The following is a 17,705-nucleotide window of genomic DNA, read 5'->3' as shown; positions in this document are numbered from 1 at the left end:
CTTCACGCGTCCCCAATCAGGTCATGCACGGCGTCGAGCAGCGCGTCGTCGTGAAAGCCGCTTTTCGCCAGATAATAGTCGGCGCCCGCTTCGAGCCCGCGCCGCCGGTCCTCGTCGCGATCCTTGTACGACACCACCATCACCGGCACGGCCTTCAGCAGCGGATCGCTCTTGATCAGCGTGACAAGCTCGATGCCGTCCATCCGTGGCATGTCGATGTCGGTGACGACGAGATCGAAGCTGTCGCCGCGCAACACGTTCCAGCCGTCCATTCCGTCGATCGCGATCGTCACGTCGTAGCCGCGCTTTTCCAGCAGCTTGCGTTCGAGTTCGCGCACGGTCAGCGAATCATCGATGACGAGCACCCGCTTGCGCCGCGCAGCCAGCCCTTCGCCGCCGTCGTGGTGTACCTTGGCGAGTTGCCCGCCTCGTACCAGCTTGTCGGTCGAGCGCATCAGATCCTCGACGTCGACGATCAGCACCGGATCGCCATTTTCCAGCAAAGCGCCCGCCGCGATATTCTGAATTTTGCCGAGCCGGCTATCGAGCGGCTGCACGACGAGCATCCGCTCGCCGATGAAGCGATCGACCGCGACACCGTATGTTTCCGGCTCGCCGCCCACGACGACGACGGCCGTCGTGGGCCGGCTCTCGTCGAGCGCGCCCGCATCGAGCAGCTGATGCGCGGTGACGAGGCCCACGCGGCGATCGTCGAGCGGGAAATGTTGCTGGCCTTCGAGCACGTCGATGTCCGCACGGTCAAGTTCGAGCGTGCGGCGCACCTGCACGAGCGGAAACGCGTAAGGCTCGCCGCCGACATCGACGATCAGGCTGCGAATCACCGACAACGTCAGAGGCAATTGCAGCACGAAGCGCATGCCTTGGCCGGGCTCGTTGAAGATCCGCACCGCGCCGCGCGCCGATTTCACCATCTCATGCACCGCGTCGAGCCCGACGCCGCGCCCGGATACGTCGGTCACCCGCTCGCGCATCGAGAAACCGGGCAGCAGCAGGAATTCGAGCAACTCCTGGTCGGACAGCCGTGCGGCCGTATCCTCGTCGGTCAGCCCGTGCTTGACGACCGCCGCGCGCACTGCGGCGAGATCGGCGCCCTGACCATCGTCGCTGACACTCACGAGCAGCGAGCCGGCGCTATGCCGCGCCTCGAGCGTGACGCTCGCCTCGGCCGGTTTGCCGCGCGCGAGCCGCACCTCGGGTGGCTCGATGCCGTGGTCGATCGCGTTGCGCAGCAAATGACCAAGTGGCGCGTCGAGCATGTCGAGAATGTCGCGGTCGACCTGCGTTGCTTCGCCGACGATCGAAAAACGCACGTGCTTGCCGAGCGAGCGTGCGAGATCGCGCACGACGCGCGGGTACGCGCGCGTCGCATCGCCGAACGGACGCATCCGGCATTGCAGCGCCTCGTCGTAGAGTTGTTCGGCAATGTGCGTGCTGCGCCGCTCATAGCGGTCGAACTCGTCGAGCCGCGCCGCAAGCGTGCGCTGCAGATCCGTGAACATTTGCCGCACGTCGCCGAACGCGCTGCGCAAGCGCGGATCGGTATCGTCCGAGAGCGCTTCGTACAACGTATCGAGTGCGCGCGCGGCGTCGCGCTGCGCGCGCTTCATGCGCAGCATCGCTTCCGAGAACGGCTTCAACCAGCGCGACTCCACCAGCGATTCGCCCGACAGACTCAGCAGACGATCGAGCGTATCGGCGCGCACGCGGCGCATTTGGCTCGATGCGCGGTCCGCGCCGGGCGCTTTGGACGTATCTTTCAACGGGTCTTTCGCGTCGTCTTTCGCCGGCTCCCTGGCGGGCTCCGTCGACCGATCCTTCACTGCGCGGGGCGCCGCGTGTTGCTCCATGGGCGGCTCATCCCGCAGCACGTCGGGGCGCGGCTCATGCAGCCCGGCTTCGGACTTCGGCGCTGCGGCGGCGCCCGCTGCAGCGCCGTTGCCCGCATCGGCCGCATCGAGCGCCGCGATGAACGCGCCGATATCGGCCTGCGTCACCGTTTGCGCCGTGAGCGGATCCCCCACGCGCACCAGCAGATCCACCCCCGTCAGCAGCGCGTCGACGTGACTCGGGCTCAGCGGCCGCCTGCCTTGCTGCACGGCGACGAAGCAATCCTCCATCCGCCCCGCGATATCGACGCCCTGCTGCACGCCGACGATGCGCGCCGCGCCTTTCAGCGAATGCGCGGCGCGCATGCACGCATCGAGCGCGGCCGCGTCCGGTACGCCGCGCTCGAGCGCGAGCAGCCGCTCGGACAGCGCCTGGGTCTGCGTCTGCGTCTCCTCGCGAAACAGCTCGAGCAACGACGCGCGGCCGAAATCGTCGTCGGCGCTCATCGCAGGCTCCGTGCCAGTGAATCGAACAGCCGGTCCTCGTCGAGCAGTCCGACCGTCTTGCCGCGCCAGCCGAACACGCCGCGCGAATGCGCGTCGCCCGCACGGGCGACGGTCGCGGGCGCCGGCATCCATTCCGACGCAGCAAAACGCAACACGCCCTCTACTTCGTCAACCGGGAACACGACGGGATCGCCCCGATGCGCGACGACCAGCATGCGCGTGAATCCCGCGCGCAGCGCAACGCCGCTCGCGGGCGTATCCAGGCCGAGCAGTTGCGCCAGCGATACCGCGACTCGCAGCGTGCCGCGCACGTTGGCAATGCCGAGCACCGCGCGATTGCGGCGATGCGGCAGCGGATGAATCTTGCGGGTGTCGACGATCTCGCACAGCACGCAGGTCGGCAGCGCAAGCCACTCGTGCGCGACGCGAAACACGAGTGCCGCATGCTTGGCATCGTCAATATCGTCGCGCGCCGCTTCGGCGGCCGTCTGCCCGGCGGCGAACCGGGACGCATCGGCCAGTTCCGCATCGGTGAGCGGGCGGTCGAGCAAGATTGCCGCATGGTGCGCATACACCGGGCAATTCAGACAGCGCCGATACTCGGCCAACCGCTCGCACGAACGATCGCCGCGCGTGCCGATGCGATTCCAGCATGCGTCGATCTCGACTGCGATCCGTGCTTGCTCAACGGCGCCGCGGCTCATGGGTTCCTCTCGGTTGACCGTCGTCATTCGTCAACTGCCCGACCGGCGGCACCGCTTCGGCCCGCGCCGCGCGACGCGCACGCTGCATCAGCCATTGCGCGCCAGCGTGATCGCCGCCGATGTCGAGCAGTGTCGCCAGATGCGTCAATGCTTCGTAATGCGACGGATCGAGATATAGCGCCTTGCGGTAATCGTCGACGGCTTTATCGCCATGACCCTGCGCATCGGCGATCAGACCGAGCAGATAGAACGCATCGGCACTCGGCCCGGCGGCATCGAGCGACGCCTGCACGGTCTGCCGCGCGGCGTCGAACTCGCCCGCGTCGGCAAGCCGCCGCGCGGCATCGAGCGACGCATCGGACGATGCCGCGTCGCCGGCGCCGCGCGCGGCAGCGGATGCGGGCGCGGCTATCGGGAAGGCGAGCGCGTCCGGCGCCAGAGGCGGCGGGACCGCACGCGACGCATTTGCATTCGCGGATGCTGGCGCGGCCGGCGCGGGCCACGCGGCATCGAACGCCTCCGTTGGGCCACGCTCCAGCCCGAAACGGGCAGGGTTATCCGATTCCGGCCACGCGATATCGGGCGTGCGTTCGAGCGATTCGAACACAGGCCACGACGCGGCGCCTGCCGTGCCTGCGCCGGAGGCATCCGGCGCAGGCGATGCGGTGTCCAAACCGCAGCCGCCCGTCTTGCCTGACGGCCGCCCGGCCCCTGTCCGCTGCTCGCACGCGGCCGCACCCGACCTGCCCCCAGGCGCCGCACCCGCGCCGGCATTCGCCGTCGGGCCCGCTTGCCGGGCGCCGTCCGCCCGCCCACCTGCAGCGGCCGACTTGTAAAACGCGAACGCGAGCGGAACCTGGGCCGATGCCATCATCCCTTGCCGCATCACCACGCCCGTCTCGGCTGGCCCGACAAACAGCACGCCACCGGGCGCGAGCCGGCCATCGACGATGCGCACGACACGGTCCTGCGCATCCCGGTCGAAATAAATCAGCACGTTGCGGCAAAAAATAAAGTCATACGGCCCGCAGGCGTAACCGGGAAGGTCGAGCAGATTCACGCGCCGGAACCGCACACACGCGCGCACCCGCTCGTCGAGCGTCCAACCGTCGGCCGCACTCTTGAAATGACGGTCGCGAAACCCGAGCGCATGGCCGCGAAACGAATTACGGCCGTACTGCGCCCGCTGCGCGTATTCGATCACACGCTGGCTGATGTCGAACGCGTCGATTTCGAAGCGCGCCGGGTCGATACCGGCATCGAGCAGCGCCATCGCCGCCGAATACGGCTCCTCACCCGTCGAGCATGGCGCGCTCAGGATTTTCAGCATGCGGCCCGGCTCCGCGAACAGCCGCTCGCAGCTAAAACGCACGAGCAACGCGAACGCTTCAGGCTCGCGAAAGAACCAAGTCTCCGGCACGACGAACAGTTCGACCAACGCACGCCGCTCGTCCACCGATGCATTCAGCAACTGCCAATAGGCGTCGACCGCTTCGTCCGTCACCGGCTGTAAACGGTTTTGCTGCTCGCATTGGCGATCGTGCGCATCAGTTTGCATCGCGCGGATGCGCTCGACGAGCGCACGCTCGACGAAATCGGTGCCGAGCGATGCCGGATCGATCCCGGTTTCGCGCGACAACCACGCATGAAAACGCGCATCGAATACGTTCATGGCAGACTCTGCGTCAATCCATCCGCGCTCGGCGCGAGCGACGCGGCATAATCGAACAACAGCGTGCGCGCCTCGCCATCGAGAATCTGCGAAACCGCAACCCACTGAACGAGCCCATCGGCATCGCTCGCGATCGGCCCCAGCCAACGCGCGTGCGACGTGACGATTGCGCTGTCGCGGAACGCGTCGCGTGCGATGCGCGCCGTCTGCGTCGCACGCTCGACGACGAGCCCAAGCCGCCGCTCATACGGTTTGCCGAACGCAGGACTGCCGCCATCGATGCTCGGCCGGTAGCGCACGATCGCAAGCCGCGTCGAGCGCAGCCGCTGCGACGCGCGGCCAAGCGCGAGCCGCGTCACGTCGATCACCGGCACGGGCTCGCCGCGATGCATCAGGATGCCGGCCGCCCACGCCGGCGCACCGGGAATCGCCCTCATGTCCGCGAGCGGCAGCACTTCGGCGATCTGCGTCGCATCGAGCGCGTAACGCTCGTCGTCGAGGTGAAACAACAGGAACAACATGTCGGCTCCGTTGGATGCATCGAAAGTCACGGCGCATCGACCTTGAAGCGCGACACGCCGGTGCGCAACTGGTTCGCGACCAGCGTGAGATCGTCGATCGCCTGCGACGATTGCCGCAACGATTCAGCCGTCTGCTGCGCAGCCTCGGAGAGCTGCGACAGTGCCTGCGTGATCTGCTCGGCGCCATTGGCCTGCGTCTGCATGCCTTCGTTGACCATCTGAAAGCGTGGCGCGAGTGCCTGTACTTCGGCAATGATCTGCGAGAGCTGGGCGCCCACCTGCTGCACATCGCGCATGCCGCGCCGCACCTCCTCGGAGAATTTATCCATCCCCATCACGCCCGCCGAGACGGCCGACTGGATTTCCTTCACCGTCTGCTCGATGTCATACGTCGCGACGGCCGTCTGGTCGGCCAGCCGGCGAATCTCGGTCGCCACGACCGCGAAGCCGCGGCCATACTCGCCCGCTTTCTCCGCTTCGATCGCCGCGTTCAGCGACAACAGATTGGTCTGATCGGCGACCTTCGTGATCGTCGCAACCACCTGATTGATGTTGATCGCCTTATCGTTGAGAATCGCGAGCTTCGCGTTCACCGAGCCTGCCGCGTCCATCACGCTACGCATCGTCTCACCCATGCGCGTGAGCCCGCTTTGCCCGACGCCCGCCAGCGTGGCTGACTGCTCGGCCACCGCCGACACTTCGTTCATCGTATGCAGCAGATCGCGCGAGGTCGCGAAAATCTCGCGCGACGTCGCGCCGATCTCGGTCGTGGTCGCCGCCGTTTCGTTCGCGGTCGCCTGTTGCTCGCGCGACGTCGCCGCGATCTCGGCAACCGAAGTCGTCACCTGAAACGACGATTTCTGTGCTTGCGCGACGAGCGCGGTCAATTCGTCGGCCATCCGGTTGAAGCCGTTCTCGAGCGTGCCGAATTCGTCGCTGCGACCCAGATCGAGCCGCTGAGTCAGATCGCCGGTGCGCATCACGTCATGCACTTCGATGAGCCGCGCCATCGGCACGGTGACCGCCCGATACAGCAAGTAGCCGAGCACGAGCGCGCTCACGAGCACGACGCCAAGCGCAATCGCAAGCGTGACTTCGGTGCCTTGCGCCGAGTTGCGGATCGCCACGGCCGACTGCTCGGCAAAGCGCCGGTTTTCCTTGACGAGAAGGTTTGCCAGGCGAATCATCTCCGTCCAGGCAGGCGTCATCTTCATATACGCGGCAACCGCTTCGCTTCTTGCGCCATGCGCCTTTTGCAGCGTGTCGTTCAACAGCGGCAAATATTGATCGTAAGCGGTGCGAAACGCGTTGAAGCGATTCTGATCGTCGTCGCGGAAAATGGATGCCTGATATTCGGCCGACAACTTGTCGAATTCCTGCAGGGAGCCGGGAATCACCGCGAGATCGCGCTTGATCGCATCGGGCTCCGTATCGACGAACACCGCGCGCTGCATCGCGATATACGATTCGTTCGCCGTCGCGCGCAATGACGACGCGAGATACACGCCCGGGAGAGAATCGCGCTCGATACTGACGGCTTCTTCGTTGATCGTATTCAGCCGCTGATAGGACAGCGCGGCGGTCATCAACATCAGTATGAACAGCACGCCGAAACTGAGCAGGATCCGGTTGCCCAGCATGAGCCGGCTGCCGCCGGCGGAAGGTTTGGACTGCTCATGGCTGGCGCGAGGCGTCACGGTAGACATATCGTTCGATCCGGCTGGCGGAAAAGCGTTTGGAAATAAGCACCGCGAGTGTAACTTGATCCTCCCGGCGCGTGGCATCGCGCCGGATACATCCGGGCATTCGGCTGCCGGCGGCTCAAGCCGCGCCGGTTTCCTTCGGCACCCGCAGCCCGGCCAGGAATCCGCGCGTCGTATAGCGCATCAGCAACTGGCCGCGATGCTTCGCGGCCGTCGCGCGCACGAACGCGAGCCCCAGCCCGAAGCCGCCGCGCTGCGCGCCGCCCGTCGGCACGAGCCGCACGAACGATTCCATCGCGGCCGCGCGCTGTTCCGGCGCGATGCCTGCGCCCTCGTCCTCGACGCCGATCAGCCAGCCGTCGCCGTCGTCGACGAGCGTGCAGTGCACTTCGGAGTGAGCCGGGCCATATTTCAAGGCATTGTCGACCAGGTTCGCGACCGCGCGCGTCAACATCATCCGGTCGCCGATGCACAGGCATTCGGCGGGCGGCACGTCGGCACTCACGCGGCTGCCGATGCAGGTCGCTCTTTCCCACATCTGGTCCACCGCGTCGAGCACGACCTCGTTCAGGCTGACGAGATCACTCGGACGCTTCTCGGACTGCGCGCGCGTCAAATGGATAAAACCGTCTGCGAGCGCGAGCGCGCGACGTGCATGCGCCTCGATCCGCTCGAGAATGGGCGGCATCTCGCCGTGCCCGTTGCGGTAGACATCGAGGAGCGCGAGGATCGACGTTTGCGGCGTGCGCATGTCGTGCGACAGAAAATCGAGCACTTCGTCGCGCTGGCGCAACATCAGGTACGAATTCGAGTGATAGCGGATTCGCGCGATCAGTTCGATGGTGTCGGGCAGCTTGACGAGATAGTCGTTTGCGCCCGCCATGAATGCGGCCCGCTTGACGTCGGGCTCTTCCTTCGCGGACAGCACGATGATCGGCACCCGCGCAGTCTGCGCCTCGCTGCGCCAAGCGCGCACGAGATCGAGACCGTCGATGTCGGGCATCACCAGATCCTGCAGGATCACGGTCGGCTTCACGTCCTTTGCCACCGACAGCGCGCACTGTGCATCGGTGCAGGTATGCAGCACGATGTCGCGCTCCGGAACGAGCAGGCGGCGTATCACCTCGCCGACGAACGGCTGGTCGTCAACCAGCAGCACGGAAATCTCCGATTCCGGAGCATCCGGCGCGTTATCCCCATCCGCTTTGTTCATCATATCTTTACACTACGCAATCATCGCCTTCGTTGCCTGCCCGCTCGTCCGTTGGCCAATTCGGGTGGGCTATAAGCAGGTCCTAATTATTTCCGATTAGAATATAAATGCCGATGTTAAATGAAATTGAGTCAATCTGCTGCTCTTATTCATCGGCCGGAACCATTCCATTCCCGTATTCCCGTTAGGTGGCCGAATCGTGTCGCAACCACTCCCCCAAACTCGCATCGGCTGGCTCCGTTCAAACCCGCTTTTGCCGGATTCCGCCACTCCCGGCTCATGGTGCGCGGCACAACGCACCGACTATTTATCTCAAAAAAACGTTTCCATCGACATTGTCGACACGGCCATTATGCAGGACAAGCGTTTGCGCATCTTTCAGTTTTATCATCCAAAAAGTAGTTATCTTGAAATATTGAAAAGAACTGTCGCAAGAACCAGTGCGGCGCACGTGTTGCGTTGCAGCCCGCTCAACGCTTGCGCACGACCATCAGGCGCAACTCGGTCATGTCTTCGATCGCGTACCTTATTCCCTCGCGACCGAGCCCCGAATCCTTGACGCCGCCATACGGCATGTTGTCCACGCGGAACGACGGCACGTCGTTGATCACGACACCCCCCACCTCCAGTTCATCCCATGCCCGCTGCGCGTGCGCGAGCGAATCGGTAAACACCCCCGCCTGCAAGCCGAAATCGCTGTCGTTCACCCGCGCGAGCGCATCGTCGAAGTCGGAGAACGGTTCGAGCAGCGCCACTGGGCCAAACGCTTCCTTGCGATACAGATCCTGCTCGCGTCCGACCTGCTCAAGCAGCGTCGCCTCGAACATCGCGCCGTCGACCTTCCCGCCCGCGACGATCGTCGCCCCCGCCGCGACAGCCGCGTCCAGCCAGCCGGCAAGACGCCGCGCCTCGGATTCGGAGATCATCGGCCCGACGAAAGTCGCCGGGTCCTTAGGATCACCCATCTTCAGCGAGCGGGTTTTCTCGATCAGCTTATCGCGCAGCGCATCGTACACATCGGCATGCGCGAGAATCCGCTGCACGCCGATACAGCTTTGCCCGGATTGGTAGTACGCACCGAACGCGAGCCGCTCGACGACGTAGTCGAGTTGCGCATGCTGGTCGGCGTCGACGATCGCGGCCGCATTGCCGCCCAGCTCGAGGACAACCTTCTTCTTGCCCGCCTTACGCTTGAGTTCCCAGCCGACGGCAGGCGAACCGGTAAACGACAGCAGCTTGAAGCGCTCGTCGGTCGTGAACAGGTCGGCGCCGTCGCGATGCGCGGGCAGCACCGAGAACGCGCCTTTCGGCAAATCCGTTTCCGCGAGAATCTCGCCGATGATGAGCGCGCCGACGGGCGTGCGGCTTGCCGGTTTCAGCACGAACGGACAACCGGCGGCCAGTGCCGGAGCGACCTTATGCGCGGCGAGGTTCAAAGGAAAGTTGAACGGCGAGATGAACGAGCAGGGGCCGATCGGCATACGCTTGTAGTAACCGCTATAGCCCTGCGCGCGCGGCGAAATTTCGAGATTGATCATCCCGCCGTCGATGCGCACCGATTCTTCCGCCGCAACGCGAAACGTATCGATCAGGCGCGTGACTTCGCCCTTCGAATCGTTGATCGGCTTGCCTGCTTCGATGCAGAGCGCTTCGGCGAGTTCGTCGAAACGTTCGCGAAATCGCGCGACGCAATGTTCGAGAATCGCCTGCCGCTTGTACGCGGGCAGCTCGCGCAGCGGCTTTTGCGCATCGACGGCCGCCGCGATCGCCGCGTCGATCGCCGTGGCATCGGCCAGCGCCACGCGCGTCGCAACCTGGCCGCTGTATTTGTCGGTGACGGCGAGATCCGCGTTCGCATGAACCGGTTCGTTCGCGAGGTAGTACGGATAGGTTTCCTTCAGCATGACGAATGACTCCTTTCCGGTAGGCAATGCAAGTTCCGGCTGCTATGCGGGTCGTCACAGTTGAGCCGATAGACGCTTGATTTCGCGGTTCAGCACGCGCTCGTTGTCCGAGTAGTCGATCGGCACGTCGATCACATGCACGCCCTGCGCCGCGAAGCATTCACGCAATAACGGCTCGAGCGCGTCGGCCGATTCGACCCGGTGCCCATGCGCGCCATAGCTTTGCGCATACGCGACGAAATCCGGATTCGACAGCGTCATCGCGAAATCCGGAAAATTCATGTTCTCCTGCTTCCAGCGAATCATCCCGAACGCGTCGTCGCGCAGGATCATCACGACGAGATCGAGCTTCAGGCGCACCGCCGTCTCGATCTCCTGCGAATTCATCATGAAGCCGCCGTCGCCGCATACCGCGATCACCTTGCGCTGCGGGTGCACGATCTTTGTCGCGATCGCCGACGGCAAGCCGGCGCCCATCGACGCGAGCGCATTGTCGAGCAGCAGCGAATTCGGTTCGTGCGCGCGCCAATAGCGGGCAAACCAGATCTTGTACATGCCATTATCGAGACAGACGATGCCGTCGGCGGGCAACGCGCGGTACAGATCATGGACGATACGTACCGGATAAAGCGGAAAGCGCGGATCGTCCCGCCCTTTCTTCAGGTGCGCTTCGAAATGCTCCTTGATCATCGCGAAGCGCGCGAAGTCCCAGTGCGGCTGCGGCGTCAGCGCCTCCTTCATCTGCCATACCGCGTTCGCGATGTCGCCGACCACTTCGATCTGCGGGAAATACACGGGGTCGACCTGCGCGCCGAGAAAATTCACGTGAATCACGGTCTTGTCGTCCTCGTGCATGAAGAACGGCGGCTTCTCGATCACGTCATGGCCGACGTTGATGATGCAATCGGCATACTCGATCGCGCGATGCACGAAATCCCCATCGGACAGCGAAGCATTACCGAGCCACAGCGGATGCGCCTCGTCGATCACGCCCTTGCCCATCTGCGTCGTGAAAAACGGAATGCCCGTGGCATCGACGAATTCGAGCAGCGTCTTGCAGGTCGTCTTGCGGTTGCCGCCCGCGCCGATCATCAGAAGCGGATGACGCGCCGCCCGAATCGCATCGACCGCGCGTGCCACCGCCTTGCACTCGGCGATCGGACGGCGGCTGTAGCTCGCGGGAATCGGCTGGCCGTCCCCCTCCTCGTGGGCGATATCCTCGGGCAATTCGAGGTGCGTGGCGCCCGGGCGCTCCTCCTCCGCGCGCCGGAACGCCTCGCGCACCGCCGACGGAATATTGCCGATCGACACGATCTGCCGCGTCAGCTTCGTGAGCGGCTGCATCATCCCGACCACGTCGACGATCTGGAAATGGCCCTGCTTGCTCGACTTGATCGGCTTTTGCCCGGTGATCATCAGCATCGGCATGCCGCCCAACTGCGCGTAGGCCGCGGCCGTCACGAAGTTCGTCGCGCCCGGGCCGAGAGTCGACAGGCAAACGCCCGTCTTGCCGGTGAGCCGTCCATAGGTGGCAGCCATGAAGCCCGCCGCCTGCTCGTGGCGGGTCAGGATCAGCTTGATGCGGGAGCGCCGCAACGATTCGAGCAAGTCGAGATTTTCCTCGCCGGGGATGCCGAACACATACTGAACGCCTTCGGCCTCCAGCGCCTTCACGAACAGATCGGATGCTTTCATCGGGATTCTCGGTTGATGCCATGCATCCGGCCTACGGACGGCACGGCGCTGAATGACGCGCACGCCGCGCCGGCCTACGACGCGCGCGACCCGTTTGCTTCGACTGCACACTCACAAGCCACAACCACGACGACGCGACAACACGCGATGACATGCGGCCCGATTCACGGCGATCGATCGGATGCCGTAACGATTGCCGACGCAGGCGGCCAGTTCGCTGCCGGCGAAGCTGCTGCGATTCGATTGTAGAAGATCGGCGGAAATGCCGCTTTGACGCAAGCGGCGTACCACAATGGTGACGAGCAAGAAACCCGCGCCCGTCATCAGTCTTTTGCGTGATAAGCGGCAATTTCCTGCAAATCGAGATCGCGTTCCAGCACGTGCAGCACTTCGTCGTGAATATGTCCGCCCCGATGCAGCCGCAGCAACTCGGCGCGACCGGCGGCGATCGCCGTCAGCACGATGTCGTAGTGCGCATGGCGTGCTTCGACCGGAAGCACGGGCTCGTTCTTGAGGCGCTCGCTCAGATTCGCGCGATACGTATATTGTTCGAACAGCCGGGGATGGATCACGTTTCCGTCGGCGTCGCGCACGTGCGGCTGGATCGCCTCGAGCTGCGCCGCCTCGATGCGCGCCCACACCTGCGGCTCGGTCAGATGATGGCGCTCGGGGCCCGTGTCGCGCAGTTTCAGAAGCTGAATCAGCGGCCCGATCGTCGTGCCCTGCAACAGCACGGTAACGAGAATCACCGCGAACGCGGCGACGAGGATCAAATCCCGGCCCGGCATTTCGTCGGGCAGCGACAACGCGATCGCCAGCGTCACGACGCCTCGCATGCCCGCCCAGCTCGTCACGAACGCCGCTTTCCAGTCGGTGCGCGGGCCACGCCGCGCAATGCGCACTACGGGCCCCTTCAGGCATTCGACCGCGAAAACCCACACGAAGCGCGATACGACCACGGCCGCCAACACCGCGAGCACGGCAGGCGCCATCGTTGCGAAGACCTCGCCAAGCCCGCCCAGCCGCACAATCACGCTACGCAGCGATAGCCCGATCAGCACGAACACGAGCGCCTCGAGCAGGAACACGATCACCTGCCAGAACGCCGTGCCGCGATTGCGTACCGAAGCGGAAAAAATCTCGTGCTGATGCCAGCCGAGCATCATTCCCGTCGTCACGGTCGCGATCACGCCGGATACCTCGCACATTTCACCGGCGATATAGCTGATCCATGCGGCAAGCACGGCGGTCGTGATCACGAGATAATCGTCGTCGAGCAATGCGATGAAGCGCACGATCAGCCAACCGACGATAAAACCCACCACGACTCCGCCCACACCCAGCTCGACGAAGCTGACGAGCGCGTGCTCGAAGCTGAACGCGCCGGTCAACGCGGCGGCAACCGCAAAGCGAAACAGCACCAGTCCCGCCGCATCGTTCAACAAGCTCTCGCCTTCGAGCAGCACCATCAGCCGGCGCGGCAACGCGACACGTTCGAGTACCGCCTTCGCCGCGACCGCATCCGGCGGCGAGACGATCGCGCCAAGCGCGAAGCATGCCGCCCACGGCAACGCCGGCACGGCAAGATGCACGGCCACGCCGACGGCGAGCGTCGTGAACACCACCGCGCCGATCGCCAGCATCATGATGCCGCCGACGTTGCGCTTGAACTCCTCCCAGACCGAAAAATACGCGCCGTCCATCAAGAGCGGCGGCAGAAACACGATCAGCACGAGTTCGGGATCGAGGTTGATCGGCGGCAGCCCCGGCAAAAACGCAATGCCCGCGCCGCCGACGAGCAACGCGGCGGCAGGCGGCAACCTGAGCCGCTTGGCGATCAACTCGAGCGCGACGATCGCAAGAAAGGACAACAAAACAAGCTTGAATGCCGAAACCGGGGACATGGAAGCACCTTCGCTACAAAAATGAATGGCCAGCCGCATGGCGGATCGCGCGATTACAGCATGTCGCGCGGGCGCCGTCGAGAAGACGGTCTTCCATTTCGATCGGAATGCCGGGGTTTCGGCACGGCAACGCCGCGTGGCTTCGCGCCGGCCACCCAGCTCAATAAGGCAGGGCCCCTGCCCACCGCACGACGCACGACACCACGTACAACCCGAGTCCAATCAATCCGCCGACCAGCGTGCCGTTGATGCGGATGTATTGCAGATCCTTGCCGATGTTCAGCTCGATCTGCCGGGACATGTCGCGCGCATCCCAGTTCTTTACGGTGTCGCGGATATGCCGCGTGAGGAATGCGGCAAAATCCGGAGCCATCTCGCTTGCCGCGCGCTCGACGTGCTCGTTCATCGATTCGCGCAATTGCGGGCTCTGCGCAAGGCGCTCGCCGAGCCAGCCGCCAAGCGCCGTCGCGCGGCCAAGCAGCACGGAATCGTCGCGCGCGAGATCGGCCTTCAGCCACGCCCGCAACTGGTCCCACAAATCCTTGACGTAGCGGCCGAACGCATCACCGTCGCGCAAATAACGCTTGATTTCCTCGCCTTTCTCGATGAACGCGGGGTCGTGCTTCAACCGAGCGACAAGCCGCGCGGCGGCCTCGTCGAAGCTGCGCCGCAACCGGTGCTCGCGGTCCTCGCCCACTTGCATGAGCACGCGTGTCACGACGTTCGAGATCAGCGCCGCGCCGTTCTCGCCGAGCCAATTCATCGGCAGCAGCCGCTCCATTTTCGGAAACTCGTAGCGCAGCCAATCGACGATGTATGTCGCGATCGTCGTGCGATTGTCCGGATCGCGAAGCAGCGCGACCACCTGCTCGATGCCGTCGTCGAGCAGGACCTGGTGGCGGCCATCTTTCGTCAGCGTATCGAGAATCGCGCCCGCCGATTGCGACAAGTCGACACCGTCGAACACCGCATGAAACGCGTCCTTCACGAACTGCTGGATGCGCGCGTCGTCGGTCATGTCGAGCCCAAAGCCGACGAGCCGCGCCGCATAGCCGCCGAGCACGCCGGCATTGCGCGGCGCCGCGAGCCACTGCGCGAGCCGCGCGGGCGGATCGTGCCGCTTGATCAGCGAGACGAGCGAGGCTGGATCGAGAAATTTGTCGCGAACGAATTCGGCGAGATTGTCGGCGATTTTTTCCTTGTTTTTCGGGATGATTTCCGTGTGCCGAGACACGAGCGGAATCGGCACGCGCCGGAACAGCGCGACGACCGCGAACCAGTCGGCAAGCGCGCCCACCATCGACGCCTCGGCCACCGATTTGATCCCGTCGACCCACAAGCCGCGCGGCGCGAACAAAGTCGCGACGAACACCCCGGCGGCGGCCGACAGCAGCGCGAACGCGCGCCGCTTGCTGCTCCTGAGTTCCTGTTCCTTGTCGTCGAACATCGCCATCCGATCATCCGATTCCAGCCGTCGCGCGCGCTACGGCGCACAAGTCAGGAATTTCACCATCAACCGCTCGTCCGAGTAGCCGTTGGCGCCCTTCAGCGCACGCGGCTCGACACCATAGGCGACAAAGCCGCACCGTTCGTAGAACGCGCGCGCCGCATCGTTGCCGTCGATCACGGCCAGCGTGACCTGCTCGATGCCGTCCATCGCATTCGCGGCCGCAAGCGCTGCGTCGAGCAGGGCGGCGCCCACGCCACCCCGACGCGCAGCGGGCGCAACGTACATGCCCCACAGCAAGCCTTTGTGGCGCGTCTTTGCGCCTTCCATCTGCTTGATGCCGGCCATGCCGACAATCCGGCCGTCGATGTATGCGCCGAATACGGTCGTTGCTTCGAGCTGCTGAGCGAATGCAGCGAGCGGACGCGCGGCTTCGACGTCATAGGACGAGCCGAACGCGTCGGGGGCGTCCCGCAGCGCTGCAAGACGGATCGTGCGATAGTCGGGCGCGTGCGCCGCCGACAGCAACCGGATCTTGACGGGTAATACGAAAGCTGAATCGTTCATTGCCAGCACCGCCACCATGAAAACGGACGTTGCCCGATGGTACACCGGCCAGCCCGCTTCGCCGAAACCGCTTTGGCGCCGGCGGCGGCCTTTTTGTGGCGTTCGGCATCGCCGGCCCGCACCGGACGTAGCTGCCAGGCCGCGCGTTCCGAGGACGCGCTGAACCAGATCGGTGTCCGCCGAATCCGTCGACGCATTCGGCGCGAGGCAGCCTCGCATCGCACCAGCGAACGCCGGTTCAGGCACGCATTACCATTTACAATCGATCGTCCACGCGGCACTGCGGCCTGCCGCACATACCATCGACTCAACGAACACCCACCCGATGCCAGAAGGAATTCACTACGCGCCGTCCCCGCTGCGCCTCCTCGGCGCGCTGCAGTCCTGGCGGTTTCGCACCACCGCCACGCTCGCCCGCGCGGTCGTCATCAGCGCCGTGTTCGGGCTTGGGCTCGCCGGATGCGCGACCCATCCGCCCGCCACCGCGCTCGAGCGCACCGTTTCGCATGCGTTGCCGCCCGGCACGTCGACGCCGCTGGCCGACGCGCTCGCCGTGCCCGAGCGCGCGCATCCGGGAAAATCGGGCTTCGTCGTACTGCCGCGCGGCGATGAAGCACTGCAAATGCGCATCGCAATTGCGCGCGCCGCGACGAAAACGCTCGACATCCAGTACTACATCGCCGCCGAGGACACCACGGGCAAACTGCTGCTCGGCGCCGCGCTCTATGCGGCCGACCGTGGCGTGCGCGTGCGGATGCTGATCGACAGCCTGAACTTCAAGGACACCAACCAGTTGATGGCCGCGCTCGATGCACACGAGAATCTCGAAATCCGTGTGTTCAATCCGTTCGGCGCGGTGCGCCGCGGCGTGCTCGCGCGCACGGCGAATCTTTTCACCCGCATCGATAGCTTCACGCGCCGGATGCACAACAAGGCGATGATCGCGGACAACCAGGTCGCGATCGTCGGCGGGCGCAATCTCGGCGACGAGTATTTCAACGCAAGCCCGAGCCTGCAATTCCGCGATCTCGACGTGCTCGCGGCGGGCCCCATCACACGCGACATATCAGCGAGCTTCGATGCATATTGGGCGAGCGCGCTCACGTATCCGCTGCCGGTGCTGAACCGGCGGCATTACGACGCGCAAGATCTCGACGCCACGCGCGACGTGCTACGCGCGCACTGGCGCGACAACGCAGCGCCATACAACGCGAAACCGCTGAACGCGACCCCGCTGTCCGAGCAGATTGCGCGCGACGAGCTCGGGCTCGTATGGGCTGACGCTGAATTCGCGGCCGATTCGCCGGACAAGATCACCGCCCCCAACGACGATTACAAGAGCCCGCCGATGCAGCGGCTTGCCGAACTGACGCGCGGCGCGCAACGCGAGTTTCTCGTGCTGTCGCCGTACTTCGTCCCGCGCGACGCGGGGGTCGACGCGCTCGGGCGGCTGAGCGCGCGCGGTGTACGCGTGGCGATCCTCACGAACTCGCTCGCCGCCACCGACGCAGTCGCGGTGCAGGCCGGCTATGCGCCGTACCGCGTGCCGATGCTGCGGCGCGGCGTCGAGCTATACGAATACAAGCCGGACCAGGCACGCCCGCACACCCGCATGCTCGGCTCACGTTCCCGCGCGAGCCTGCATGCGAAGGCTTACGTGATCGACCGGAAGGTGCTCGTGATCGGTTCGATGAACCTGGATCCGCGCTCCGCGCGTCTGAATACGGAACTCGCGCTCGTGATCCACAGCCCGCCGCTCGCGGGCCAGGTCGCCGATCTGTTCGACGCGGCGACGAACCCCGCCGTCAGCTATCGTGTAACGCTCGCGCCCGATACGCCGGGCACTGCACAGGCCGCCGCAAGCACGTGGCCGCTGGTATGGACGAGCATCGACGATGGCCGCGTTCACACCTACAGCATCGATCCGAACGCAGGCTTCTATCGCAACCTGCTTGCTGGGCTATGCCGGCTGCTGCCGATCGACGATCAGCTTTAATCCAACGCGCAATATCGTGCGCGCC

13 protein-coding genes are annotated in these 17,705 nt (G+C 64.8%); 1 reads left to right on the top strand and 12 read right to left on the bottom strand.

Annotation, left to right across the window (positions count from 1 at the left end):
* Window positions 1-2: 2 nt before the first annotated feature.
* The 12 genes from BSIN_RS06890 to BSIN_RS06835 form a co-directional block, all read right to left on the bottom strand.
* Complete coding sequence (locus tag BSIN_RS06890) at window positions 3-2,354, bottom strand: hybrid sensor histidine kinase/response regulator (RefSeq protein WP_089339932.1); 2,352 nt, start codon at window positions 2,352-2,354, stop codon at window positions 3-5.
* Window positions 2,351-3,058 carry a chemotaxis protein CheW gene (locus tag BSIN_RS06885; protein WP_059515244.1) on the bottom strand — a complete coding sequence of 236 codons (708 nt, stop codon included), beginning with the start codon at window positions 3,056-3,058 and terminating at the stop codon, window positions 2,351-2,353. The genes BSIN_RS06890 and BSIN_RS06885 overlap by 4 nt, the downstream gene beginning before the upstream one ends.
* Complete coding sequence (locus tag BSIN_RS06880; RefSeq protein ID WP_089339931.1) at window positions 3,039-4,730, bottom strand: CheR family methyltransferase; 1,692 nt, start codon at window positions 4,728-4,730, stop codon at window positions 3,039-3,041. The genes BSIN_RS06885 and BSIN_RS06880 overlap by 20 nt, the downstream gene beginning before the upstream one ends.
* Window positions 4,727-5,251, bottom strand: a complete 525-nt coding sequence (locus BSIN_RS06875; RefSeq protein WP_059515559.1) for a chemotaxis protein CheW — start codon at window positions 5,249-5,251, stop codon at window positions 4,727-4,729. Before BSIN_RS06875 ends, BSIN_RS06880 begins: the two co-directional genes overlap by 4 nt.
* 26 nt (window positions 5,252-5,277) lie before the next feature.
* Window positions 5,278-6,957 carry a methyl-accepting chemotaxis protein gene (locus BSIN_RS06870; RefSeq protein ID WP_089339930.1) on the bottom strand — a complete coding sequence of 560 codons (1,680 nt, stop codon included), beginning with the start codon at window positions 6,955-6,957 and terminating at the stop codon, window positions 5,278-5,280.
* Window positions 6,958-7,072: 115 nt separating this feature from the next.
* Complete coding sequence (locus BSIN_RS06865) at window positions 7,073-8,170, bottom strand: hybrid sensor histidine kinase/response regulator (protein WP_089339929.1); 1,098 nt, start codon at window positions 8,168-8,170, stop codon at window positions 7,073-7,075.
* A gap of 467 nt (window positions 8,171-8,637) precedes the next feature.
* Window positions 8,638-10,071: an aldehyde dehydrogenase family protein gene (locus BSIN_RS06860; protein WP_089339928.1), complete on the bottom strand. Its 1,434-nt coding sequence runs from the start codon at window positions 10,069-10,071 to the stop codon at window positions 8,638-8,640.
* Between the two features lie 54 nt (window positions 10,072-10,125).
* Window positions 10,126-11,766: an acetolactate synthase large subunit gene (locus BSIN_RS06855; RefSeq protein WP_059515254.1), complete on the bottom strand. Its 1,641-nt coding sequence runs from the start codon at window positions 11,764-11,766 to the stop codon at window positions 10,126-10,128.
* 111 nt (window positions 11,767-11,877) lie between these two features.
* Window positions 11,878-12,072 (bottom strand): hypothetical protein, encoded by a 195-nt coding sequence (locus BSIN_RS06850; protein ID WP_143757368.1) that lies wholly within the window; start codon window positions 12,070-12,072, stop codon window positions 11,878-11,880.
* 17 nt (window positions 12,073-12,089) lie between these two features.
* Window positions 12,090-13,670, bottom strand: coding sequence for a Na+/H+ antiporter (locus tag BSIN_RS06845; RefSeq protein ID WP_089339926.1), 1,581 nt, complete (start codon window positions 13,668-13,670; stop codon window positions 12,090-12,092).
* Between the two features lie 160 nt (window positions 13,671-13,830).
* The gene (locus BSIN_RS06840; protein ID WP_089339998.1) at window positions 13,831-15,117 is read right to left on the bottom strand and encodes a DUF445 domain-containing protein; all 1,287 of its coding nucleotides are present in this window, start codon (window positions 15,115-15,117) and stop codon (window positions 13,831-13,833) included.
* A gap of 36 nt (window positions 15,118-15,153) precedes the next feature.
* Window positions 15,154-15,684, bottom strand: coding sequence for a GNAT family N-acetyltransferase (locus BSIN_RS06835; protein WP_059515562.1), 531 nt, complete (start codon window positions 15,682-15,684; stop codon window positions 15,154-15,156).
* 325 nt (window positions 15,685-16,009) lie between these two features.
* Between BSIN_RS06835 and BSIN_RS06830 the strand changes: the two genes are divergently transcribed.
* Window positions 16,010-17,680, top strand: coding sequence for a phospholipase D family protein (locus tag BSIN_RS06830; RefSeq protein WP_089339997.1), 1,671 nt, complete (start codon window positions 16,010-16,012; stop codon window positions 17,678-17,680).
* Window positions 17,681-17,705 lie beyond the last annotated feature (25 nt).

Origin of the sequence: Burkholderia singularis (genome assembly GCF_900176645.1) — a bacterium.
GTDB lineage: Bacteria > Pseudomonadota > Gammaproteobacteria > Burkholderiales > Burkholderiaceae > Burkholderia > Burkholderia singularis.
Note: the sequence above shows the minus strand (reverse complement) of the source record. Positions and strands in the feature narration are given on the sequence as shown.